General features: G+C 59.7%; 23 protein-coding genes. 16 read left to right on the top strand and 7 right to left on the bottom strand.

All coding sequences use genetic code 11. The features are described from left to right. Nucleotides 1–440: 440 nt before the first annotated feature. Complete coding sequence (locus tag HY028_01445; GenBank protein ID MBI3343536.1) at nucleotides 441–1214, bottom strand: IS5 family transposase; 774 nt, start codon at nucleotides 1212–1214, stop codon at nucleotides 441–443. Nucleotides 1215–1714: 500 nt separating this feature from the next. On the opposite strand from HY028_01445, the gene HY028_01440 reads away from it, so the two are divergent. The 4 genes from HY028_01440 (at nucleotide 1715) to HY028_01425 (ending at nucleotide 5096) form a co-directional block, all read left to right on the top strand. Continuing rightward, nucleotides 1715–2233 carry a sigma-70 family RNA polymerase sigma factor gene (locus tag HY028_01440; GenBank protein ID MBI3343535.1) on the top strand — a complete coding sequence of 173 codons (519 nt, stop codon included), beginning with the start codon at nucleotides 1715–1717 and terminating at the stop codon, nucleotides 2231–2233. Further along, a complete protein-coding gene (locus tag HY028_01435; protein MBI3343534.1) occupies nucleotides 2230–3003 on the top strand; it encodes an anti-sigma factor in 774 nt (257 codons plus the stop codon). Before HY028_01440 ends, HY028_01435 begins: the two co-directional genes overlap by 4 nt. Before the next feature lie 168 nt (nucleotides 3004–3171). Next, nucleotides 3172–4050: a metallophosphoesterase gene (locus HY028_01430; protein MBI3343533.1), complete on the top strand. Its 879-nt coding sequence runs from the start codon at nucleotides 3172–3174 to the stop codon at nucleotides 4048–4050. Between the two features lie 59 nt (nucleotides 4051–4109). Then, nucleotides 4110–5096 (top strand): c-type cytochrome, encoded by a 987-nt coding sequence (locus HY028_01425; GenBank protein ID MBI3343532.1) that lies wholly within the window; start codon nucleotides 4110–4112, stop codon nucleotides 5094–5096. A gap of 42 nt (nucleotides 5097–5138) precedes the next feature. Here the strand turns inward: HY028_01425 and HY028_01420 are convergent, their stop codons facing one another. Then, a complete protein-coding gene (locus tag HY028_01420) occupies nucleotides 5139–5642 on the bottom strand; it encodes an IS630 family transposase (protein ID MBI3343531.1) in 504 nt (167 codons plus the stop codon). Nucleotides 5643–5652: 10 nt separating this feature from the next. Beyond that, nucleotides 5653–6177: a transposase gene (locus HY028_01415; GenBank protein MBI3343530.1), complete on the bottom strand. Its 525-nt coding sequence runs from the start codon at nucleotides 6175–6177 to the stop codon at nucleotides 5653–5655. A gap of 473 nt (nucleotides 6178–6650) precedes the next feature. On the opposite strand from HY028_01415, the gene HY028_01410 reads away from it, so the two are divergent. The 10 genes from HY028_01410 (at nucleotide 6651) to HY028_01365 (ending at nucleotide 13929) form a co-directional block, all read left to right on the top strand. Next, the gene (locus HY028_01410; protein MBI3343529.1) at nucleotides 6651–6932 is read left to right on the top strand and encodes a hypothetical protein; all 282 of its coding nucleotides are present in this window, start codon (nucleotides 6651–6653) and stop codon (nucleotides 6930–6932) included. A gap of 100 nt (nucleotides 6933–7032) precedes the next feature. After that, nucleotides 7033–7419: a hypothetical protein gene (locus tag HY028_01405; GenBank protein ID MBI3343528.1), complete on the top strand. Its 387-nt coding sequence runs from the start codon at nucleotides 7033–7035 to the stop codon at nucleotides 7417–7419. Between the two features lie 549 nt (nucleotides 7420–7968). Then, nucleotides 7969–8763, top strand: a complete 795-nt coding sequence (locus HY028_01400) for a GNAT family N-acetyltransferase (GenBank protein ID MBI3343527.1) — start codon at nucleotides 7969–7971, stop codon at nucleotides 8761–8763. Nucleotide 8764: 1 nt separating this feature from the next. Further along, entirely contained in the window at nucleotides 8765–9613 is an 849-nt protein-coding gene (locus tag HY028_01395; GenBank protein MBI3343526.1) for a 1-acyl-sn-glycerol-3-phosphate acyltransferase, read from the top strand. 158 nt (nucleotides 9614–9771) lie between these two features. After that, on the top strand, nucleotides 9772–10212 hold the full coding sequence (locus HY028_01390) for an arsenate reductase ArsC (protein ID MBI3343525.1): 441 nt from the start codon (nucleotides 9772–9774) through the stop codon (nucleotides 10210–10212). A gap of 68 nt (nucleotides 10213–10280) precedes the next feature. Then, nucleotides 10281–11363, top strand: a complete 1083-nt coding sequence (gene arsB, locus HY028_01385) for an ACR3 family arsenite efflux transporter (GenBank protein MBI3343524.1) — start codon at nucleotides 10281–10283, stop codon at nucleotides 11361–11363. Nucleotides 11364–11569: 206 nt separating this feature from the next. Continuing rightward, a complete protein-coding gene (locus HY028_01380) occupies nucleotides 11570–11878 on the top strand; it encodes a DUF5132 domain-containing protein (protein MBI3343523.1) in 309 nt (102 codons plus the stop codon). 18 nt (nucleotides 11879–11896) lie between these two features. After that, nucleotides 11897–12373: a hypothetical protein gene (locus tag HY028_01375; GenBank protein MBI3343522.1), complete on the top strand. Its 477-nt coding sequence runs from the start codon at nucleotides 11897–11899 to the stop codon at nucleotides 12371–12373. A gap of 137 nt (nucleotides 12374–12510) precedes the next feature. Continuing rightward, nucleotides 12511–13137 (top strand): hypothetical protein, encoded by a 627-nt coding sequence (locus HY028_01370; GenBank protein MBI3343521.1) that lies wholly within the window; start codon nucleotides 12511–12513, stop codon nucleotides 13135–13137. Between the two features lie 141 nt (nucleotides 13138–13278). Then, nucleotides 13279–13929 carry a manganese efflux pump gene (locus HY028_01365; protein ID MBI3343520.1) on the top strand — a complete coding sequence of 217 codons (651 nt, stop codon included), beginning with the start codon at nucleotides 13279–13281 and terminating at the stop codon, nucleotides 13927–13929. A gap of 66 nt (nucleotides 13930–13995) precedes the next feature. Here the strand turns inward: HY028_01365 and HY028_01360 are convergent, their stop codons facing one another. After that, a complete protein-coding gene (locus HY028_01360; GenBank protein MBI3343519.1) occupies nucleotides 13996–14274 on the bottom strand; it encodes a hypothetical protein in 279 nt (92 codons plus the stop codon). Between the two features lie 307 nt (nucleotides 14275–14581). Between HY028_01360 and HY028_01355 the strand changes: the two genes are divergently transcribed. Beyond that, the gene (locus HY028_01355; protein ID MBI3343518.1) at nucleotides 14582–14953 is read left to right on the top strand and encodes a heavy-metal-associated domain-containing protein; all 372 of its coding nucleotides are present in this window, start codon (nucleotides 14582–14584) and stop codon (nucleotides 14951–14953) included. Nucleotides 14954–14960: 7 nt separating this feature from the next. On the opposite strand, the gene HY028_01350 is transcribed toward HY028_01355, so the two are convergent. Genes HY028_01350 through HY028_01340 form a run of 3 tightly spaced genes read right to left on the bottom strand, consistent with a single transcriptional unit; the run spans nucleotide 14961 to nucleotide 19478 of the window. Then, a complete protein-coding gene (locus HY028_01350; protein ID MBI3343517.1) occupies nucleotides 14961–15179 on the bottom strand; it encodes a DUF3562 domain-containing protein in 219 nt (72 codons plus the stop codon). A gap of 4 nt (nucleotides 15180–15183) precedes the next feature. Then, nucleotides 15184–16395: a methionine adenosyltransferase gene (locus tag HY028_01345; GenBank protein MBI3343516.1), complete on the bottom strand. Its 1212-nt coding sequence runs from the start codon at nucleotides 16393–16395 to the stop codon at nucleotides 15184–15186. After that, nucleotides 16392–19478, bottom strand: coding sequence for a cation-transporting P-type ATPase (locus HY028_01340; GenBank protein ID MBI3343515.1), 3087 nt, complete (start codon nucleotides 19476–19478; stop codon nucleotides 16392–16394). Before HY028_01340 ends, HY028_01345 begins: the two co-directional genes overlap by 4 nt. Before the next feature lie 336 nt (nucleotides 19479–19814). On the opposite strand from HY028_01340, the gene HY028_01335 reads away from it, so the two are divergent. After that, nucleotides 19815–20870 carry a PstS family phosphate ABC transporter substrate-binding protein gene (locus tag HY028_01335; GenBank protein MBI3343514.1) on the top strand — a complete coding sequence of 352 codons (1056 nt, stop codon included), beginning with the start codon at nucleotides 19815–19817 and terminating at the stop codon, nucleotides 20868–20870. The last annotated feature ends 52 nt before the right edge of the window (nucleotides 20871–20922 follow it).

Genomic DNA, 20922 nt, shown 5'->3' with positions numbered 1-20922 from the left:
TAATTAACGCCGGTAACGCTACGCCTTCAATTTCTGGAAGATGGCCTTTTAGGTAATAGCTGATCAGGCCAAAACCAATTCCGCTGTCGTGATCTGTGCCCCCAGCCCACTGCCACAAGTGCGGCCGACTTGAGCTGCGCCGACACACTATCACGCGCCAACCGTCACGCTGCGGCGGAGCCGTCAACGACCGCGGCGGCCCCGAAGTTGTGGATGAACTGTACTAAGGTATAAACGAGATTGGTCATGCCAAAACTTATTTGGCCGTAATCTTGATCGTCTTTTCCGGGTCAGCCGGCACATGCCCTTTATCCACCACCTTGATGCTGATGACATGTTCACCGGGACTCATCGCAGGCAAGGTATAGGTGCTCTGAGCGGTGTGCTATCCGGGCCCTCTTTTATTACCCACCTATATGCGAAAATGATTAGAACCTATCTCAAAATTGCCTGAGCAAGACACCGATGGTTGCCAATTGAACGAATCCGAGAAAGTTCTCGGCGTAATATTCCCAGCGAACCAGGAGACGACGTTGCCATTGAATCCACGCAAAGAATCGCTCGACCATCCATCGCCGCTCGTAACGGCGCAGACGACGACCGTCCTGCGTCCTGGCTTTTTTCCGATTCTTTCGATGCGGTGCGATCATCTCGATGCCCTCTTGCCGCAGTTCGTCGTCCAAGTTGCCGCTATCGTAGGCGCGGTCACCGGTCAGATTCTCCGGCTTCGCTTCAATCATGTAGAAATCAAAGCTCAACTGCACCAGCGTGACTTCGTGATGATTCGCGGCGTGGGTACTGACCGCCAACGGAAGCCCATGACGGTCAACAATTGCCATGATTTTCACGCCCTTACCGCGCTTGGTCAGGCCGGTCTCGTCACCACCGCCCTTGGCCGATGCAAAGGCGGCATCAATAAAGCATTCCGATTCGCCGGGCACACCTTCATTCCGCAGCGTATTCGCCAGATCGGTCATCACATCACGCAGCACTTCGCTCCGGCACCCTTGTTGAAAACGGCGATGCACCGTTTTGTAATTCGGGTAGCACTGCGGCAGCATGTGCCACTGAGCACCCGTATTGAGAATCCAGAGAACGGCTTCAAGTACCTGGCGGGCGGGAATGGGTTTGCGACCCGCTCGACCAGCAGGAATGTGTTCCTCTGGAAAGTGTTCCCAGATACGATTCCAGTGTTGGTCGCTCAGTCGTAGCACGAAGGCAATTATACGATATTCTGGTCATAACGTGATTTTGAGATAGGTTCATGTGAAAATGATCTCCACCCGGACCCATCCCGACTTCGCAGTTCAGTGGATATTCTTCATTGGCATCAATCTGGGCGCCATCAGCAGTAAGAGAGTCTTGGCGCTTTCAGTATCTGTGGGCTTCATAACGTCGATTCCTCATCGGCGCTCGCTATGTGATCCGCCATCTCAAGGTTGATACGAAAGGGCGGCAGTAGATAGGGTGAAGCCAAATGCGGCGCTCAATAAAACGTGATCTGAGATCTTCATAGTTTCCTCTATGTGGGCTAGGTTAAAGCTAGAAAATAGGTTATGTTGTGTACCCGTATAACCTTTTTCAACAAAAAATATTCCCGCGAAGGCGATTAATTCGCCGCGGGAATAAAATCGCCGATCAGCCAGTCTTAGAATACAGATAAGGAAACGTGGTGGAGTGGAAAAGTAAACTTGCGCGATTTGAAGACACGGTCATGCCGCACATGCAGTCCGCCTACAATCTGGCGCGCTGGCTGGTGCGCAACGATCATGACGCGGAGGATATGGTACAGGAGGCTTATTTACGCGCCTTCAAATTCTTTGATAGTTTTCGCGGCGGCGGGGACGCACGCGCCTGGCTGCTCTCCATCGTGCGTAACACATGCTACACGTGGCTGAAGCAAAATCGTGTGCAGGATTTGATAACGTCATTCGATGAGGAAGTCCATGAACATTCCGCCGCGCTTGAAGCAACATCCAGTATTTCTACTACGAATCCGGAGACGCTCTTATTGCAGCAAGTGGATGAACAAACACTGAGACAGGCTTTGGAAGCGCTGCCCGTTGAGTTTCGTGAGGTGATGATACTGCGCGAGCTAGAAGACATGTCTTATAAACAAATTGCGGCCATCACCGACGTGCCGGTGGGGACGGTGATGTCCCGCTTGGCCCGCGCACGTAAGCGGCTCCAGGAATGCTTGACCGTAGGCGCGAAGGAAGGGGTATCCCTATGAACTGTGAAGATGCGAAAAACTTGATTCACGCCTACGCGGACGGGGAATTGGAGTTGCTTAAGAGTTTAGAGCTGGATCAGCATCTGAAGTCGTGTTCGGTCTGTGCGCAGATATTCAGCAACCACCACGCTCTGTGCTCCGCGCTCAAGGGCGAGTCACTCTATCTTAAACCGCACAGAGATTTGCAAAGCCGCATCCATTCCGCCTTGCGCAAGGCGGATAAATCGGAACGAAAGCTCCGCAACGCAATTCCCTGGTCATGGCTCAATACGGGCGCCGCCCTGGCCTTGGTTGCAGTTTTGGCGTGGACTGTCGTGCCGCTTTTGTCCACCCGTTCGGTAGACGATATGGTAGAGAAGGAGATTGTCGCTAATCACGTGCGCTCACTGCTGGCGAATCACCTTACCGATGTAGCATCGTCCGATCAACATACGGTGAAACCCTGGTTTAACGGCAAGCTCGATTTTTCACCGCCGGTAGAAGATTTTGCCCAGCAGGGATTCCCTTTAACCGGCGCGCGGTTGGATTATCTCGAAAATAAAACGGTGGCCGCGCTGGTCTACCGGTATCGTAAGCACTACATCAACCTATTTATCTGGCCAGCCGATGACGAGGCGGTTACAGCCGCCAAAGTGTTGTCACGTCAGGGCTATCATATTATTCACTGGACCCAATCAGGCATGCGCTTTTGGGCGGTGTCGGAGCTTAATAAAGACGAGTTACAGGAATTTGTAAGACTGGTTCAGCGCTCATCGAATAACCGCATGTAAAAGACGCAATCATCCACCGTCTTCCTGTTCACTTAATGAAGGCTGTGCTGCCAAGTATTTTATCCCGAGGCCAAAATTAATGGCCTTTCCGGGAATAAAGTACGAGCCTCGCAGGTATTACATTGTGATGGCGCCAATTCCTGGCGCCTCTCAATCGGAGGCAATCACATGAGTTTAAATACTAACCGCAGAGATTTTCTTAAGCTGGCTGGCCTTGGGGGGGTTGTCGTCGCCTCGAGCCTTGGACCTTGGGGTCGTGCCCTGGCTGCGGCAGGACAGGACTTCTCCTTCGTGCAGATGTCGGACAGCCATTGGGGCTTCGAGGGGCCGCCCAGCCCCGAAGCGAAGAACACCCTGAAGCGCGCCGTCGCGGCTGTGAATAGCTTTGAGTATCAACCCGATTTCATCATGTTCACCGGCGACCTCACCCATGCCGCCCCCGACGACAAGGAGCGCCACCGACGCATGGCGGAATTCAAGACCATCGTTGCCGATCTTAAGGTCAAGGATGTGCGATTCATCCCAGGCGAGAACGATGCCGGGCTCGACAATGGCGAGATGTACAAAACCATGTTTGGCGTCGGTCACTACAGCTTCGATCACAAGGGTGTGCATTTCATTGCGCTCGACAATGTCTCGGACCCTAACGGATTGATTGGAGAAGATCAGCTGCAATGGCTGCACGCCGATTTGGCTCGGCACGACAAGGCGCAGCCGGTCGTCGTCTTCGCTCATCGCCCCTTGTTCGACCTCTATCCTGCATGGGACTGGGCGACCAATGATGGTGCCAAGGCGATCGACATCCTGACGCCCTACGAGTATGTGACGGTGTTCTATGGACATATCCATCAGGAGCATCATCATATGACCGGAAAAATCGCTCATCACGCGGCGGAATCGTTGATTTTTCCGTTCCCGCCTGCGGGTTCACAGCCGAAAAGAAAGCCCGTCGCCTGGGACCCCACCCATCCGTTCAATGGTCTGGGCTTCGTCTCCGCGCAGACCCAAGGCAACGGGTTCAAGTCGGTCACCAATCCGATTGGTTAGTCAGGAGGGGCGTCCCGCGCTCGGCGCTGACGCTCCCTTCACCCAGGAAGACTGCTACCATGAAATTTTCGCGATTTTTCACTGGATCGCTCCTCGTCATTGGGCTCCTCGTTGCGGCGCTGGTGTTCCTGATGGACACCGACGGCGTGCAGGACAAGAAAGGCAAGTTGCTCAAAGATCTCACCATCACCCAGGCACAAACGGAGGTGCGCGCTGCCGATGCGGAGTCGATCGGACGCGGTAAATATCTTGTCAAAGCAGCTGATTGCTACGGCTGCCACGGGGACCCCAAGAATGGCGGAGCCCTTTCGGGCGGCCTCGGACTCGATACACCTTTTGGCACTTTCCGTACCCCCAACATCACGCCCGATAAGCAGTACGGCATCGGAGCCTGGAGTCAGGCGGAGTTCAAGGCCGCACTGCGCAACGGCGTCGGGCGCAAGGGAGAGTATCTCTTCCCGGTCTTTCCCTACACCTCGTTTACCAAGCTTACCGATCGCGACATGGAAGATATTTACGCCTACCTCATGAGCCTGCCAGCAGTACCGGCGCCCGACAAACCGCACAAAGTGAAGCCGCCCTTCGGCTGGCGCGCGCTCCTCTTCTTCTGGCGTGAATTGTTCTTTACCGTCGGACCGATCAGGACCGAACCGGCCCGGGGAGAAGACTGGAATCGCGGCAATTATCTCGTTAATGCCGTTACGCACTGCGAGGAGTGCCATACGCCGCGCAATTTTCTGGGCGCGCTCAAGCCCAATAGATCCTTCTCTGGAAATATTGGCGGTCCCGAGAGGCAGAATGCGACAAACATTACTTCGGACGTCAAGACGGGCATCGGCAGTTGGTCGATCGAGGATATACAGGTGCTGCTGAAGACCGGCATGACACCCGAATCGGATCTCGTAGGTTCGGCCATGAAGGCCGTGGTACGGGGAACTTCAAAGCTCACCGATGCCGACCGTCACGCCATGGCGGTCTACCTCAAGAGTATACCGCCGATCCACGTCGACCTCCCGCCGCCGAAGCTGGCCTCCCAGAGCAGATGAATCTATTCTCTCGGTATGATCTGCCCAGCTAAACATAGCGTCTTAAATAATGCCGCATAGCCGGCGCAGAACGGAGTTTGGCTTTCGCCACTGATCGAAACATGAGTCTACCGCCATCAACACATCGTCCAGGCTGGCAAAATAGCGATTGTGAGTTGCCAGTCGCCGCGCCAACTTCCAGACTCGCTCAATGGGCGCGAGCTGGGGACTGTACGGCGGCAAGAACACCAAGGCGAGGTCTTGTCGACGCTGGTGCAACCAAGATGCAAGAAGTTTGGCATGGTGATGCCGAGCGTTATCCAGCACGATGACCCTTTTCTTCCCTCTCGAACGGCGCCGCAGCAACTTCTTCAAGAAGTCCCCAAACGTTTGGGCGTCGAACTTGGCGGATATTGAACGAACGAATTTCCCAGTGTGCAGGCTGACCGCGCCAAAACAGGCGATAGACTTGCGTGTCGGCGCATGGATAACCACCGGGTCTTTGTCTTCCGGGGGCGCCCACATCCGGCAGCGCGTTCCGTGTTGCTGGAAGTGGCGTTCGTCCAAGCTCCAAAGTTCAACCTCCTCTTTTTTGGCCAGGCGCCGCAGTTTTTTTAAGGGCTGTGACCTTGGCCGGATCAGACTGGGCGACTTGTGGCCTGGGCTTGCGGAAGCGGAATCCCATGTCACGGAAGAGCCGCTGGCATTGCCGCACACCCAGTTCCACCCCGTAGCGCAATCGCAAATGTTGCGAGAGCAATTTGCCGTCCCACAGACCGGCCTCATGACCGAATTCACGCGGACTGCGTCTGAGGTCTTTGCCCAGCGCGGCCCACCGACGGGCATCCAGCGATCTCGGCCGGCCAGAACGCTCGCCCTCACGCAAACCGTCCAGCCCGTGTGCCTCAAACGTCTTGACCCAGCGTTGCACGGTACGCCGATCTTCACCGAACAGATCGGCCACCTGCCCACAACTTTGGCCGCCGGTGATCAGCAACAAACCATGAAGCCGGTGGTCGTAGCGCGACTCTTCGGAGCGGGCAATTTCCTGTTGGATCGCAATGCGCATGATGTCGGCATCGCCAATTTCCAGTTTCCGCATGACAGCGTCCCCCTTTTGGAAAGTCGCTGTTATTATAACTCCATTATGCGGCATTATTTATGTCGTCATGTTTAGTTCCGGCTACCAACCAGGCAAGAATGACCTGACTGGCGATTTCGGCGCCAAGTTGATTGGCGTATTTTCCAACTTGGGAAGGAGCCCGCCATGGCAAGGGAGGCTTTTACCTTGGGGAAGATGGTAGCGAAGCTGTGGCAGATAGAAGTCTTAGTAGAGCGAGGAATACGGCGCTTTGAGGCTCGATCAGACTGGGTGGGTCAGTTTTAGGTGCAATTCAACAGCCATCCACGCTGTAATGAGGGAGCGGTTTCAAGTACCCAGTGCAAAGAGCGCGGCGTGATGCTGCTTAAAGTCATAAGCGTCCGGCGTAAACAACTGCGCTGGGCATTTGTATCCAAGCTTTCAACTACGGAAATTTAATGATCTCTTGCTAACCCGGCTAAAGGAGCACTTGTATGAAAAAGAAATTACTAAGCGTATTGGCTTTAACGCTGTTGTCTGGGATGACATTTGCAGCTGATGATATGTACTCTAACGGCACGCAGTCGAGTAGTACGTCCACTGATGACATGGCTTCTAACGACCAGAACACCCGCAAAGACTGTAAGACAAACAAGAGCAAACAAACGGACAAGGCGGTGGAGCAGAACAAGGATCATATGAGTAACAGCAACAGCGGTGATAGCAGCAGTAATACAAGAGCTAATGGCATTGGCCAGAGCAGGTATGGGTACTAGATAATGTAAGGCAAATTCTTTTGCGATGTTAGAATGCCTTGGCTTTTTATCAGAGGAATGGGAGTATAAGCCGGTGAGAGAGCTAGCAAGACGACTCAGTATGGTGTTTGCAGCCGGGGCATTAGGCGGGCTTACTGACAGTCTCGCCGTGTGGTGTTTCGGAGCGTATGGCATCAGCGCAGCCCTCGGCGTCAACCTTGCGCCAGCCCTGACGCCAGGCTGGCTGTATCAGCGGCTGATCTGGGCGGGGATTTGGGGTGCACTCTTTCTACTGCCGATTCTGCCAGGTCGCGTGGTGCTCAGGGGAGTCCTGCTAAGCCTCGGGCCAACGCTGGTTCAGCTCTTCATCGTCTTCCCGTTCAAGGTCAAAAAGGGTATGTTGGGACTGGAGCTTGGAACACTCACGCCTGCATTGGTCTTCATCTTCAATGTGATCTGGGGAATCACAACTGCGCTTTGGCTTAAGTACGTTTCGAAAGTGCGCTAGCGATCTACTCCTCTTAGCTTTGATGAAGATTACACTCAACTACGCTAAAGCTACTGTTCTTCCGACGAGCCACGGAAGGTGGAACACCGAGGCGAGGAGCCCGCGATAGCCGCACAGCGGCGTAGAGTCATATCATGCGTAGACCCCTCATGTTGGCAAGAGAGTTTTCTACTGGGGTCGCGACTTTGCGCAGGTTCTGACTGCGCCGGGGTGCCGATCCGTACACCTTCGGTATCAATCACGACTTTTGATCTCTTCTTAACGCCACAGCGCTATTGCCATTCAACGTACACCTTGAGGTGTACGTGTTTTTATTTCCGGCGGCAGAGTTTCCATCGCGCAGGCCGCGGAGAACAACAATAAAAGAGCTTGTTTCTCCTCCACGGTGAAGCTCAAATATCGGCTTGAGTGTGCCCCCTGAACACGCCGCCCGCTGGGCTTATTAAGGTTGTAACACAATGACTCGTCAAAATAAGTTCAAATTAACATCATCAGGCTGTAACAAAACTACCGCATTCTCTTCCTAATTCGTCAATTGGAGGGAGAGTTATGCTGCAAACGGCCCGTCGTGAACCCGTTTTTCAATCACAGGCGCCTGCTGAACAAGGGCATCAACTTTATGTGACCCTTACGCGCAAACCGGAAGATATCCGCGCTGCGCAACGCCTGCGTTATCAAGTTTTCGTTGAGGAAATGGGAGCAGGCGCCGGTGATCCCTTTTCACGCACGGAGGAGGACGAGTTTGATCCTTATTGTCTGCATCTGCTGGTGCGCGACGCCGCGCATCATCATCAGGTGGTTGGTTGCTACCGTATCCTTACCGACAACGAGGCGGCGCGCGCAGGAAACTACTATTCACAGACTGAATTTGATCTCGGCCGGATTTTAAGCCTGCCGGGAAGGTTCATGGAAGTCGGCCGTACCTGTGTGCACCCTGATTACCGTAATGGCGCCACGGTGAGTTTGTTATGGCAGGGGCTTGCCCGCTTTATGATGGCGCACAAGTTTGATTACCTGATGGGGTGCGCGAGCATCTCCCTAGAGAAGGGTATGGAGTATATTACCGCTCTTTATACCGCGCTCAATGAGAAGCACTCAAGCCCGCCGGCGCAGCGCGTCTACCCGCATTTACCTTTGTTCAACAGCATGCCGCATCCCGTTGCGGGGGCTGGCCAAATCGCTTTTCCTCCCCTGCTCAGCGCTTATCTGCGCATGGGGGCGATGATCTGCGGTGAGCCGGCTTGGGATCCTCAGTTCAATGTGGCGGATCTATTCGTTCTGCTTTCCGCAAAGCGCATACATCCCCGTTACGCAAGACATTTCATGCAGCGTTCGGAAGCTTAGCTTGATACGTCAGTTGCGCCGCCTGCTGCGCCTTGGCCGGCTTGCATGGTTCATGCTGGTGAGCCTTTTTGTCGCCTATCCGCTGCTGGACTTTCAGCGAAGATACAGCCGCCGTCCCTTTGCCGATTATCAGCAGGCCGCGGCGGGCTGGTGGTCGCGCAAGCTCTGTCGAATCCTCAATTTGCGCATCCGGATGGACGGCGACATAGGCCCTGCCCCCACTCTGTTTGTCGCCAACCACATCTCTTGGCTGGACATCATCGCCCTTCGCGCCCGGCTGGACGCCGTGTTTGTTGCTAAAGAGGAGATACGAGGCTGGCCGGTGTTTGGAGGTCTCGCCGCGCGTACCGGTACCTTGTTTCTGCGGCGCGGGGAACAAAGCCCTTACATCGCCGAGCAGATGACGATCCGGCTCAAGGCGCAGCGCAACGTGCTGTTCTTTCCGGAGGGCACCTCCAGCGGTGGTGAGACGGTGGAGCATTTTCATGCCCGGCTTTACCAGGCCGCCGTGCAGGCCGATACCAAGGCGCAGGCCGTGGCCATCCGCTATCCGCATCCAGAGGGTGTAAATCCTCTGGCCCCCTTTGTCGGTGAAGATGTGCTGTTGGCCCATCTTTGGAGACTGCTTGGCGAGCCGACGTTAGAGGTGAGTTTGAATTTTTGTCCGCCTATTACAGCCACGGGGGCGCCCCGCAGGGCCTTGGCGGAGCACACCCAATCGCAAATTCGCGCTATTATCCATGATCATCGCATACCGGTCCGCCCGGCCGCATCACCGGTGGATGATGCGCTGGACGAGGTGGGCGAGGCAGCGATGTACAGTTCCGCCCCACTCAGCCAGCAAGCTTAACGAGCGGTTGCAGCCAACTGGTCTAAGGGCCTGTTCAATACTCGCTGAAGGGTGCAACGCGGCGTTAAAAGTGGCCTGGACCAGGCTGTAGCGCGCGCCGACCTCCCCGGTATAGCCGAGGCCAAACCCGACAGCCGACACATAGGGATAGCATGCTCATGAAACAGAAAATCCGCGTCCTGTTCCTCTGCACCGGCAACTCCTGCCGCTCGCAGATGGCTGAGGGATGGGCGAATCACCTGGGCGGCGCGTCGCTGGAGGCGCGCTCGGCCGGCATCGAGGCCCAGGGCAAGAACCCGCGCGCCATCGCGGTCATGCGTGAGGCCGGCGTGGACATCTCGCATCAGGAGTCCACGAAACTCACTCCGGATATGCTTGAATGGGCCGATCTGGTGGTGACCGTCTGCGGGCATGCCGACGAGCACTGCCCGGTGCCGCCGCCGGGCGTTCGGAAAGCGCACTGGCCCCTCGAAGATCCGGCCAGGGCCACGGGCGCGGAGGAAGAGATCATGGCCAAGTTCCGCACCGCGCGCGACGAGGTGCATCGCCGCGTCGCGGAACTTATCGAAAACCTGCGCTCCGGGGACGCCGGGCGGTAACATACGGCAAGAAGATCGTCATGAGTGCGCAATGCGAGACAACGGGGAAGCGCTCTGCCGGAGCCGGGATGGGCTTCTTCGAGCGCTATCTCACCGTGTGGGTGTTCCTGTGCATCGTCGCCGGCATCGCGCTCGGACGGCTCTTCCCCGCCGTGTTTCAAGCAGTGGGCGCCATCGAACTCACGCGCATCAATCTGCCGGTGGCGGTGCTTGTCTGGCTGATGATCTTCCCGATGCTGCTCAAGGTGGACTTCGCGGTGCTGCACCGGGTGACGGCTCACTGGAAGGGCATCGGCGTGACGCTCGCCGTCAACTGGGCGGTGAAGCCGTTCTCGATGGCGGCGCTCGGCTGGTTGTTCGCCGGTTATCTGTTCCGCCCCTGGCTGCCGGCGGAGCAGATTGACTCGTACATCGCCGGCCTCATCCTGCTCGCGGCCGCCCCCTGCACCGCCATGGTGTTCGTCTGGAGCCACCTTACGCGCGGCGAGCCGCAGTTCACGCTCATCCAGGTGGCGCTGAACGACGTGATCATGATCTTCGCCTTCGCCCCGATCGTGGGGCTCTTGCTCGGGCTCTCGGCCATCACGGTGCCGTGGGACACGCTGCTGCTGTCGGTCGCGCTCTACATCGTGGCGCCGCTCGTGGCCGCCTGCTTCGTGCGCCGCGCGATCCTCCGGCACGGGCACGGCTGGGCGCGGCTGGCGCGCGTGATCAGGGCGCTGCACCCGGTGTCGCTCGCGGCGCTACTCGCCACGCTGGTGCTGCTGTTCGGTTTCCAGGGCGAGCAGATCGTGCGCCAGCCGCTCGTGATTCTGCTGCTCGCGGCGCCGATCCTAGTGCAGGTGTTCTTCAACTCCGGGCTCGCCTACTTCGCCAACCGCATGCTCGGCTCGCCGCACTGCGTGGCCGGCCCCTCGGCCCTGATCGGGGCGAGCAACTTCTTCGAGCTCGCGGTGGCCACGGCCATCGCGCTGTTCGGCTTCGGGTCGGGCGCCGCCCTTGCCACGGTAGTCGGCGTGTTGATCGAGGTACCGGTCATGCTCGCCGCTGCACGCATGGTCAACCGCTCGCGCGCCTGGTATGAGCGCCGGCCGGGCATCCCTACCTACGAACTATGCTGCCCGGCCGGCGAGGCTCCCTCCCCGGGGTGACCGCACCCGCCTGGGCGAGGGTACGAACAACCCCCGCCTCGCTCCAAAAATTTGATCTGCCGCAATTTCCTGTGCACAGCGCGCAGTTGTAACCTGTTTGTAATAAAAATTTAACACTCCCGCGTCGGTGTTTTCTGTAATCTAATCACAAGATCTTAATATTACGCCGCGCCGACAGCGGCGCAGGTTTTCTAGTGAGGTTCGTTATGGCCGTGCAAGACATATTCAAGGGTAACGTCGCCGTGCTCGGGATCGGCATCGCGGCCGCGTTGCTCATCCCGATCGCCCTGCCCGTGGTGGCGCGCGCCGCAAAGCCGTTAGTCAAGGCGATGGTCAAGAGCGGCATCATTGTCTTCGAGAAAGGCCGCGAGGCAGTCGCCGAACTGTGTGAGGTGATGGAGGACGTGGTCGCCGAGGCCAAGGCAGAAATCGAGCAGGAGCACGCGGCGCAGGCGATGGCGCCGCCGGCGGCAGCAGCGACCGCCACCGAGCCCGGCGCCGAGACGACGTCCTAAGCGAAGCGGAGGGCACACATGCTGCCGCAAGCCGAAATCAGCCACGCAAACGCGGGGCGCCTGCGCCTGCGCATTCGTGCACGGCGCGGCCAGGCGGATTACTTCGCTGGTATTGAAGAAAAACTCGCGCAATGTCCGGGCGTCGAACGGGTCGTGACCAATCCGGTGACCGGCAGCGTATTGCTCGAGCCGGCGATCGGCCTCGGCGCGCTCGCGGCGTTCGTGCAGACACACCAACTTTTTCAGATCGCGGAGGCGCCGGCGCTCATGGCGCCGCTCACACGCCAGCTCGCCGAACGCTTCACCGATCTGGATGGCGAACTGCGGAAGCTCAGCGGCGGCGGTATCGATCTCGCCTCGCTCGGTTTCATCGGTCTGGTGACGCTCGCGGCCGTACAGTTGCAGCGCGGCCACGTGCTCGGTCCGTCATCAGCGCTGCTCTGGTACGCAGCCGGCCTGTTGCGCACCGGTCGCGGCAACTCGTCCGATTTATGAGCATGGCACGCGCGTGCCCAAGGCTGTCCAGGAGGCGGAACACATGACCGATCCAGATATCAGCAAGACGACCAAGACTTAAGACCAGTAAGAGTAGAGCAACATCCCACAAACACGAGAGGGCAGCAGACATGCAAATGGAAACCACAGAAACCAGCGCTCCAAAAATCAACATCGCCGATGAAAAGATCGGTCATGCCGGTACAACCGTGAAGGACGGGATCGTGAGCAGCCTCAAGGGCGTCAACGAGATCGAGGCCGAAATCGTGAGCCTGGTGCGGAGCACCGTGTCCAATGCGCTGCGCGCCGGCGGGGAGGTGGCGAATGAGGGTATCGCCATCAGCAAGGACGTGATGAAGGGTGCAATTCAGGCAACGGAAGAAGTGGGCACGGGACTCGTGCTCAGCACCAAGAGCGTCGCCAAGGGAGTGATCATGGGCGTAAGCGACGTGGGCGGTGATGTCATCGCCGCGGCACGCGAAACGGTGAAGTCCGCCGTGCATGGTGCATCCGAGGTCGGTACCGACCTCGGCGTGGTCGCCAAACGCGCCGTGGACGGCGTGATCGAGGCCGGTGTCGAAACCGGCGGCAACGTGCTCGAGATCAGCAAGAGCGCAGTGGCCGGCGCCATCGACGCAGCCGGCGCCATCAGCAAATCCGCTGTCACGACCATCAAGGATGTGTTGCTCGGCGTCGTCGGGGGCGTGAAGGAAGTGGCCGGCGCCGCGCTGCCGCACGCCTCAAGCGAGTCACAGCCTAAGTAAACGCTATCCCGGCCGGCAAGCGGTACGCCGGTCAGATCCGAATGGACCCGTACCCGCGCCGTCCGGCGCGGGCAGCGCTATGGTTCTACTTATCCGTCCTATGTCCCATGAGCTGCGTGTGGTTTCCATTACCGAAGGCCTATGAGTGTTTTCTACGTTTTATTTTTATCTGCCGCAGTAAGTCTGGATGCGCTTGCTGCGGGTGCGGCATACGGGACACGGGGCATTAACATGCCCATCGCTTCGATCGGAATGATCGGAGTTGTCACGGTCGTCTGCACAGCTATCGCCATGTTTGCCACGCACCTGCTGTCGGCACAATTCGTCGACGCCCGCGTGGCGACCGCTACTGGCGCCTTACTTCTCGTATCGTTAGGTGTTTACAGATTCCTGCTGGATTATCTCACTTCGCATGACGAAGTCCGGCCACAAGATTCGAATCAACCTGCCGTAGCCCGCGGGTTGATATTTTCTGTTGGAGGCTTGGTGAGTAAAATCATGGCCAAGCCGGAAGCGGCCGACATTGACCGGTCCATGCACATCAGCCCAATTGAAGCGATCTTCCTGGGACTCGCGCTCGTCATTGATAACATCGTGGCCACCTCGGCAGCGAACCTTGGTCATGCCCTACCGGTATATACCCCATTTGCCATGGCCGCCGTGCAAATGGCATTTGTGTCGATTGGCTTCCATGGTTCCGAACAACTCATACGCCACCATGTCCGTTTTCGTCTCCGGTTCGTTTCCGGGTCGGTTCTTGTTCTGTTGGGCGTTGTGCGGTTGGTGTTATAGCAAACCAGTGGGGGTATCTATTGCGTCTTGCCATACGGTTCGTTCGCAGCATCGCGTCGTTGACTGTCACGAGTGCGGAAGGGATTTCTGCGGGCTCGTGCCGAAAACAGCACCCGATTCCAGAAGGGCAATATCGTGATTGAGTTGGAGGTTCACCACATCTTCCACGAGCGACCAACCTGAGGGAACGGCCGCACCATCCACATCCATGGTGCTGCTGGCACCATTAGTTCCCGTGCCCCGTGTCGCGCTTTGAGCAGACACTGGCCGCGCGTTGACGATCGCATTCTTCGTGCCGAGCATCGTGTACCTGACGAACGCCATCGGCACCCAGAGCGAGGCCATCGCGGTGTGCGGACTGTCCTTCAACCATGCTCCGCTGCTTCGCCTGATTCTGGGCGATCTCGCCACCGGCATGCTGATCGGCCTGACGCTCGGGCTGGTGGCATGTGGCGTTCGGCGGCCTGCGCCTGGCAGCGGCCGGTGGCGACCATCATACAGGATGTCCTGAGCCTGCTCGTGTACTTCACGCTTGTCACTTGGCTGGTCATTTAGAACCACGGAGGGCGGGAGCCTTCATCAAACTGTCATGCATCCATGGGTACCATAGTCCGCGATAGGAGTTGAATGACTTGTATCTAAGGAGCGAACTATGGCGCACTATATTCATCATGTTCCCGGGCGGCTGCGTATTCGTACCCCGCAGATCAAGCGCGACGAGCTACACGCGGAAGCGGCTGAGGCCTTCGTGCTGACGATCGAGGGTGTTACCGCGGCGCGCGCCAACAGTGTGACCGGCAGCATCACGGTGGGTTATCAACGCGACGCCGTGAGCGCGGAAACGATTCTCGATGCGCTTGCCTTGCGCGGTTACTACCAGCCGGAGTTGGTGCAGCACGCCGACCACCAGCTGCCCGCCATGGCCTCGCGCGCCGGCGATGTGCTCGGCAAGGCGCTGTTTGGTATGGCGCTGGAGAAGGCGGTGGAACGCTCGGCGCTGGCGCTGATCGGCGCGATCCTGTAGGTCCGCGTTACACCTGGGGCAAGTGCCGCAGGTTCTGCATGACCATGCGGCACGCCAGCACCGGCAGGAAAATCTTCACCCGCGCCGTCCGCTTGAGCTTCGATAGCTCGACCTCATAGACCTTCCCCACCTCGCTTTCCGGCCTCCCGCTCATACGCGCGATCTCGTGAATCGCACCGAGATGCTGCCTGCGCTCCTTATCGTCCTCGTAAACCGCCGTTTCCATATATTTATCCCCTTTTCGCTGAATCTCTAGAGAGAACCAATACCGCTGTCTTGTCGGTGCGCTCCCACGGCAGCCCGATATCCATGCGCCCGACATGTCCGTAGGCGGCGAGCCGCCGGTAAAAACCGCCTTTGGTCAGCGCCGGCAGCCGCCGCAGGTTGAAGGCGCGCATGATCGCCGCCGGGCGGAAATCGAACTGCGCCTCAATGCGCGCGCCGATCTCCATGTCGCTCATCCGCCCGGTGCCGAAGGTTTCGACCTGCACGCTCACCGGACGCGCCTGGCCGATGGTGTACGACAGCAACACCTCGCACTCATCCGCGAGCCCGGCCGCCACTATGTTCTTGGCGGCGTAGCGCGCGGCGTAGGCGCCGGTGCGGTCGATGCGCGACGGGTCCTTGCCGGACAGCGCCGCACCGCTGTGACGCGCGTACTCACCGTAGGTGTCGATCGCGTTCTTACGCCCGGTGAGTCCGGCGTGCACCGACGGTCCGCCGATCTCGAACGGCCCCTCGGGATTCACGTAGACGCGTGTGTCGGCGTCCGGCCGCACCGGCTCATCGCGGAACACCGGCTCGATCACGTGCTCGCGCAACGCCTGCTCCAGTTGTGCGGCCGGAGGCACGCCGTTTGAGATGTGGCTCACGAGCAGCGTGATGGAATGAATGCGCACCGGCCGGCGATTGCGGAACACGACCGCCACCTGCGCCTTGGCGTCCGGCCGCAGGTACGGCAATTGGCGCGTGAGGCGCACGGCGCTCAGGCGGCGCGCCAGTTTGTGCGCCAGCCAGATCGGTAGCGGCAGAAACGCCGGCGTCTGGGTGCAGGCGTAACCAAACAGCGTGGCGGTGTTGCGCGCGGTGACCGCCTCGATCTGCGCGTCGCTGAGCGCGGACTCGTCCGCACCCGGCGCCTCGGGCGGCAACTCGTTCAGGCTGGTGAGAATGCTGCTGGTGCGCGCATTGAAGTCCTTGTCGTCGTAACCGACCTCGCGAATCACCTGGCGCGCGATGTGCGGGATATCCACCAGGGTGCGTGAGCGGTAGCGCGCCGCGACAAACACCACGCCGGTGGACACCGCACACTCGACGATCGCATGCGCCTGTGGATCTTCGCGTAAAAACTGGTCGAGCACCGCATCCGAGATCTGGTCGCAGAGCTTGTCCGGGTGACCCTCGGTCACTGACTCGGAGATGAACACGAAATCCTGCCTCACTTTTCACCTCCCATGCGCCGCACCCGCGGCTTGCTCGCCTCATTCACCACAAACGGCAGCAGTGCCGCGGCACCGATGACCGCGCCGTCGGTAAGCGTGACCGGTGTGAGCCCGAGGAACCGGCGCAGCCCCGGCACGAACGCGGTCACTGCCTGCAGCGCGAGCGAAGCGCTTACCGCAGTCGTAAGATACCGATTGGGTGGCAGCCTCTCGGCGCCGAACACGCTGTGGCGTTCGGAGCGGCAGCTCACGGCGTGCGCCAGCTGGGCGCTCGTGAGCCCCATGAAGGCGAGCGTCCCGGCCTGCGGCCCGATGCCGTAACGCGCCACGCCATAACCGTAGGCGGCGAGCGTGCCGGCGCTCAGGGCGCCGGCCTCGAACAGGATGCGCCGGAAGTCGGCTGGGCGCACGATCGGCTCGGCCGGATCGCGCGGCGGATTCTCGAGCACGTCCGGCTCGGGCGGCTCGAGCGCCAGCGCCAGCCCGGGGAAGATGTCGGTGATCAGGTTGATCCACAGGAGCTGCATCGGATTGAGCGGCTGGCCGAGCCCGAGCGCGATGGCGCCGAACATGACCGCGATCTCGCTGATGTTGGTCGACAGCAGGAAGTGCACCGACTTACGGATGTTGGCGTAGATGGTGCGCCCCTGGGACACGGCCACGATCAGGGTCTCGAGGTTGTCGTCTTCGAGCACCACGTCCGCCACTTCACGCGCCACGTCGGTGCCGGAGCGGCCCATGGCGATGCCGATGTCCGCGGCCTTGAGCGCCGGGGCGTCGTTGATGCCGTCGCCGGTCATGGCCACCACCTTGCCGGCGCGCTGCAGCGCCTCGACGATGCGCAGCTTGTGCGACGGGCTGACGCGCGCGAACACGTGCACGCGCTGCGCGAGCGCCGCGAGCATCGCCGGTTCGACGCTCTCGAGGTGGGAGGAATCGAGAATGTCGAGCCGTTCGCTGCCGCTCAGGTTCAGCTGCCGGCCGATGGCATGCGCGGTCGGGCTCTGGTCGCCGGTGATCATCACCGTCTCGATGCCGGCCGCGTGGAACTGGTGGATCAGGTCCGGCACGCCGGCACGCACCGGATCGGCCATGCCGACCAGCCCGAGCCATACGAGACTGCCCTCGGGCGCGGACGTCTCTCCATCCACTTCGGCATAGGCGATGCCCAGCACGCGCAAGGCCTCGCCGGCCATGCGCTCGTTCTCGTCCAGGATCGCCTGACGCTGCTCATCGCCAAGCGCTTCCGGTACACCGTTACGCAGCGCGAAACCGCACAGCGCCAGTACCTCGCCCGGACTGCCCTTGACGGCGAGCAGCCGCCTGCCGGGCGCAAGCTCGTGCAGCGTGCTCATGTACAGATGGTTCTCGGCGCGGTAGTCGATGCGTACGCGCGCATGCCGCGCGCGCAACCCGATCAAGTCCAGGCCGGCGCCGAGCGCCATGTGCACCAGCGCGTTCTCGGTGGGCGAGCCATTCAGCACCTGCGCGCCGGCATGGCCGTTGATCTCGGTCTCGTTGCACAGCACCGCGACCGAGATCAGGCGTTGCAGTCCGGGATGTGCGTCGACATCCAGTTCCCGGCCGTCGTGCAGGATGCGCCCGCCTGCCACCGACAGACGATGCATGTCGCTATACAGCACCGTGACCGACATGCGGTTGAGGGTGAGCGTACCGGTCTTGTCGAGGCAGATGGTCTGTACCGCGCCCAGGGTCTCGACCGCCTCAAGGTGACGGATCAGAACTTTCTGCCGGTGCATGTTGCGCAGACCGAGCGCGAGCGTCGTGGTCGCGACCGTCGGCAGGCCCTCGGGCACGGCCGCCACCGCGAGTGACACGGCGGTCTTGAGCATCTGCAGGGCGCCATAGCCGCGCACCAATCCGACCACGAATACCCCGCCACACACACCGATGGCGATCCACACCACCTGGTTGCCGAGCACGCGCAGTTGCCGCTCCATCGGGGTTTCCGGCGACTGCGCCTCGCCGGCAAGCTGCTGGATGCGGCCAATCTCGCTGGCGGCGCCGGTGGCCACCACCACCGCCAGTCCCTGCCCGCCGGTGACCAGCGTGCCGCGATACACCATGTTGGCGCGATCGGCGAGCGGCACATCCATGCCCGCGAGGCGCGCAGCGTGCTTGGCCGCCGGCATGCTCTCGCCGGTAAGGCTCGATTCGTCCACCGTGAGGCGACGCGCCTCGATGAGGCGCGCGTCGGCCGCGATGGTATTGCCGGGCGAGAGCACCAGCAGGTCGCCGGCCACCAACTCCGCCGCCGGCACGGTCTGCAGTACGCCGGCACGGATGGTGAGAGCGAACGGCTGCATCGGGCCGGTGAGTAACCTGATGGTCTTCTCTGCCTGCGACTCGGTGACATAACCGAGTGTCGCATTGATCATGACCACACCCAGGATCACGAGTGCGTCGGCCAGTCCGCCGGTGAGCACCGACACCACGGCCGAGGCGCCGAGCAGCGCCACCGGCAGTGAGTGGAACTGGCCGAGAAACATGCCGAGCTCGGAGCGCGGCGCGGCCTCCGGCAGAAGATTCGGGCCGTATTGTTTCAGGCGCTCCTGCACCTGCGTCAGTGTGAACCCGGTGCGCGTCCCGCCGAGCGCCGCCAGCACCTCGTCTGCCTTCAGCCGGTGCCACGGTCGGATTTCCTGAGATTTCTTGTGCGGAATGAGTCGGCGCAGGCGCGCTCGCAATACTTTCGCCGGGGCGGTAGCGCGCGCTGCTGTACGAACCGGGCCGGAGGCTGCCGACACCTCCCCGAACACCGCGAATTCGAGCAACGCAGCGACCGCGGCCGGATCGCGGCCATGCTCGAACAGGATCAGAACGCTGCCGGTGAGGACATTGGCCGAGACGAAAACGATATGATTGTGGCCGCTGAGCTGATCCTCGATGCGCTGCTTGAGCCCTGCCGAGCGATACAGCGCCGGGACCCGGTAGCGCACGCGCCCGGGGAGTATGGACAGCGGCACATGCGCCGGCTGGCCGCCAACGCCGTGCTTCTCTGTCCTGCCGGTATCGGCCCGGCGCGCCTGGCGATGCGCCTCAAGTACAATGACCTGCGACATGACCCCCCTTGCCTCCTGTCCTTCTTGTGCGTACCGGCTGATGTTACCTCACTTGGCTTGGCAGGGGTGTGACAGTAAGATGACAATGCCAGCGCCGGCGGATGCGCGGAAGATCTTGATGCAGAGCATGGAAATACTCTCGCAAGCAGGCCGCCGTGACTTAAATAAGGCACTACCGTCCGGTTAAACCCCAAACAAATTCAACTGTTTGGCAGGAGTTGCCTGTACAGGGAATAAGATGCGAGGGCTTTCATTAAATTGTCATATTTGCCTGAGATCATATGTCCCAGTTTAGCGTCCTAGTTGATTAATTTTGAACTTTATGGAGGGTTTTCGATGAACAGCAGAAAGATACTAATAAACAGCCTCAGTGCACTCGTCTTCACGGCGGGGATGTTGCCGGGCCTGCCCGCGTTGGCGGCTGAGATCATTAAAATAGATGGTTCCAGCACCGTGTTCCCCATCACCGAGGCGGTGGCGGAGGAGTTTCAGAAGGCCAACAAAGGCCTACAGGTGACGGTGGGTATCTCCGGCACCGGCGGCGGTTTCAAGAAGTTCTGCCGCGGCGACACCGACATCTCGGATGCCTCGCGTCCGATCCTGGCGAAAGAGATGGAAGCCTGTAAAAAGGCCGGTTTTGACGGTACTACAGTGGTCAGCGGCCCGCGCATCGGCCCCAACGGTGTGGAGTACATCGAGCTGCCGGTGGCGTTCGACGCCCTGACCGTGGTCGTGAACCCGAAGAACGACTGGCTCAAGAGCGCGACCGTGGAAGAGCTCAAGAAGATGTGGGAGCCGGAAGCCCAGGACAAGATCATGAAATGGAGCGACGTCAATCCCAAGTGGCCGAATGAAAAGCTGGCGCTGTTCGGGGCCGGCACCGACTCGGGCACCTTCGACTACTTCACCAGCGCCATCAACGGCAAGGAGAAGGCCTCGCGCGGCGACTACACCGCGAGCGAGGACGACAACGTGCTGGTGCAGGGCGTGTCGCGCGACAAGTACGCCTTAGGCTATTTCGGCCTGGCCTATTACGTGGAGAACAAGGACAAGCTGAACGCGGTGCCGATCATCGCCAAGGGCGCCACCAAGGCGGTTGAACCCTCGCTCGAGACGGTCATGGCGGGCACCTACCAGCCGCTGGCGCGTCCGATCTTCATCTATGTGAACGCCAAATCCATGGAAAAGCCGGAAGTGAAGGAGTTCGTGAACTTCTACCTGAAGAACGCCCCGAAGCTGGTCAAGGAAGTGGGCTATGTGCCGCTCTCACAGGCGCACTATGACCAGGCGATGAAGAACTTCAACGGCAAGAAACTGGGTACGGGCTTCGGCGGTGAGAGCGAAGTCGGCGTCCGCGTCGAGGAACTGCTCCAGCGCGAGGGCAAGCTGTAATCCAGAGTTATCTGGGTTTTCCGCGGCGGAAGGGCGCCAGAGGGCGCCCTTC

The sequence above is a fragment of the Gammaproteobacteria bacterium genome (assembly GCA_016195665.1).
Classification (GTDB): Bacteria; Pseudomonadota; Gammaproteobacteria; order SURF-13; family SURF-13; genus JACPZD01.
This window is presented reverse-complemented; position numbering and strand designations above follow the sequence as displayed.

Bases quoted from the DNA above. Each gene is read 5' to 3' on its own strand.
- HY028_01440 (MBI3343535.1), top strand. From the start codon at position 1,715: ATGCCGCACATGCAGTCCGCCTACAATCTGGCGCGCTGGCTGGTGCGC.
- HY028_01350 (MBI3343517.1), bottom strand. From the start codon at position 15,179: ATGGAAACGGCGGTTTACGAGGACGATAAGGAGCGCAGGCAGCATCTC.
- HY028_01335 (MBI3343514.1), top strand. From the start codon at position 19,815: ATGAACAGCAGAAAGATACTAATAAACAGCCTCAGTGCACTCGTCTTC.
- HY028_01425 (MBI3343532.1), top strand. From the start codon at position 4,110: ATGAAATTTTCGCGATTTTTCACTGGATCGCTCCTCGTCATTGGGCTC.
- HY028_01370 (MBI3343521.1), top strand. From the start codon at position 12,511: ATGGAAACCACAGAAACCAGCGCTCCAAAAATCAACATCGCCGATGAA.
- HY028_01410 (MBI3343529.1), top strand. From the start codon at position 6,651: ATGAAAAAGAAATTACTAAGCGTATTGGCTTTAACGCTGTTGTCTGGG.
- HY028_01400 (MBI3343527.1), top strand. From the start codon at position 7,969: ATGCTGCAAACGGCCCGTCGTGAACCCGTTTTTCAATCACAGGCGCCT.
- HY028_01355 (MBI3343518.1), top strand. From the start codon at position 14,582: ATGGCGCACTATATTCATCATGTTCCCGGGCGGCTGCGTATTCGTACC.
- HY028_01360 (MBI3343519.1), bottom strand. From the start codon at position 14,274: ATGGCCTCGCTCTGGGTGCCGATGGCGTTCGTCAGGTACACGATGCTC.
- HY028_01375 (MBI3343522.1), top strand. From the start codon at position 11,897: ATGCTGCCGCAAGCCGAAATCAGCCACGCAAACGCGGGGCGCCTGCGC.
- HY028_01435 (MBI3343534.1), top strand. From the start codon at position 2,230: ATGAACTGTGAAGATGCGAAAAACTTGATTCACGCCTACGCGGACGGG.
- HY028_01365 (MBI3343520.1), top strand. From the start codon at position 13,279: ATGAGTGTTTTCTACGTTTTATTTTTATCTGCCGCAGTAAGTCTGGAT.
- HY028_01380 (MBI3343523.1), top strand. From the start codon at position 11,570: ATGGCCGTGCAAGACATATTCAAGGGTAACGTCGCCGTGCTCGGGATC.
- HY028_01340 (MBI3343515.1), bottom strand. From the start codon at position 19,478: ATGTCGCAGGTCATTGTACTTGAGGCGCATCGCCAGGCGCGCCGGGCC.
- arsB (MBI3343524.1), top strand. From the start codon at position 10,281: ATGGGCTTCTTCGAGCGCTATCTCACCGTGTGGGTGTTCCTGTGCATC.
- HY028_01390 (MBI3343525.1), top strand. From the start codon at position 9,772: ATGAAACAGAAAATCCGCGTCCTGTTCCTCTGCACCGGCAACTCCTGC.
- HY028_01415 (MBI3343530.1), bottom strand. From the start codon at position 6,177: ATGCGGAAACTGGAAATTGGCGATGCCGACATCATGCGCATTGCGATC.
- HY028_01430 (MBI3343533.1), top strand. From the start codon at position 3,172: ATGAGTTTAAATACTAACCGCAGAGATTTTCTTAAGCTGGCTGGCCTT.
- HY028_01405 (MBI3343528.1), top strand. From the start codon at position 7,033: ATGGTGTTTGCAGCCGGGGCATTAGGCGGGCTTACTGACAGTCTCGCC.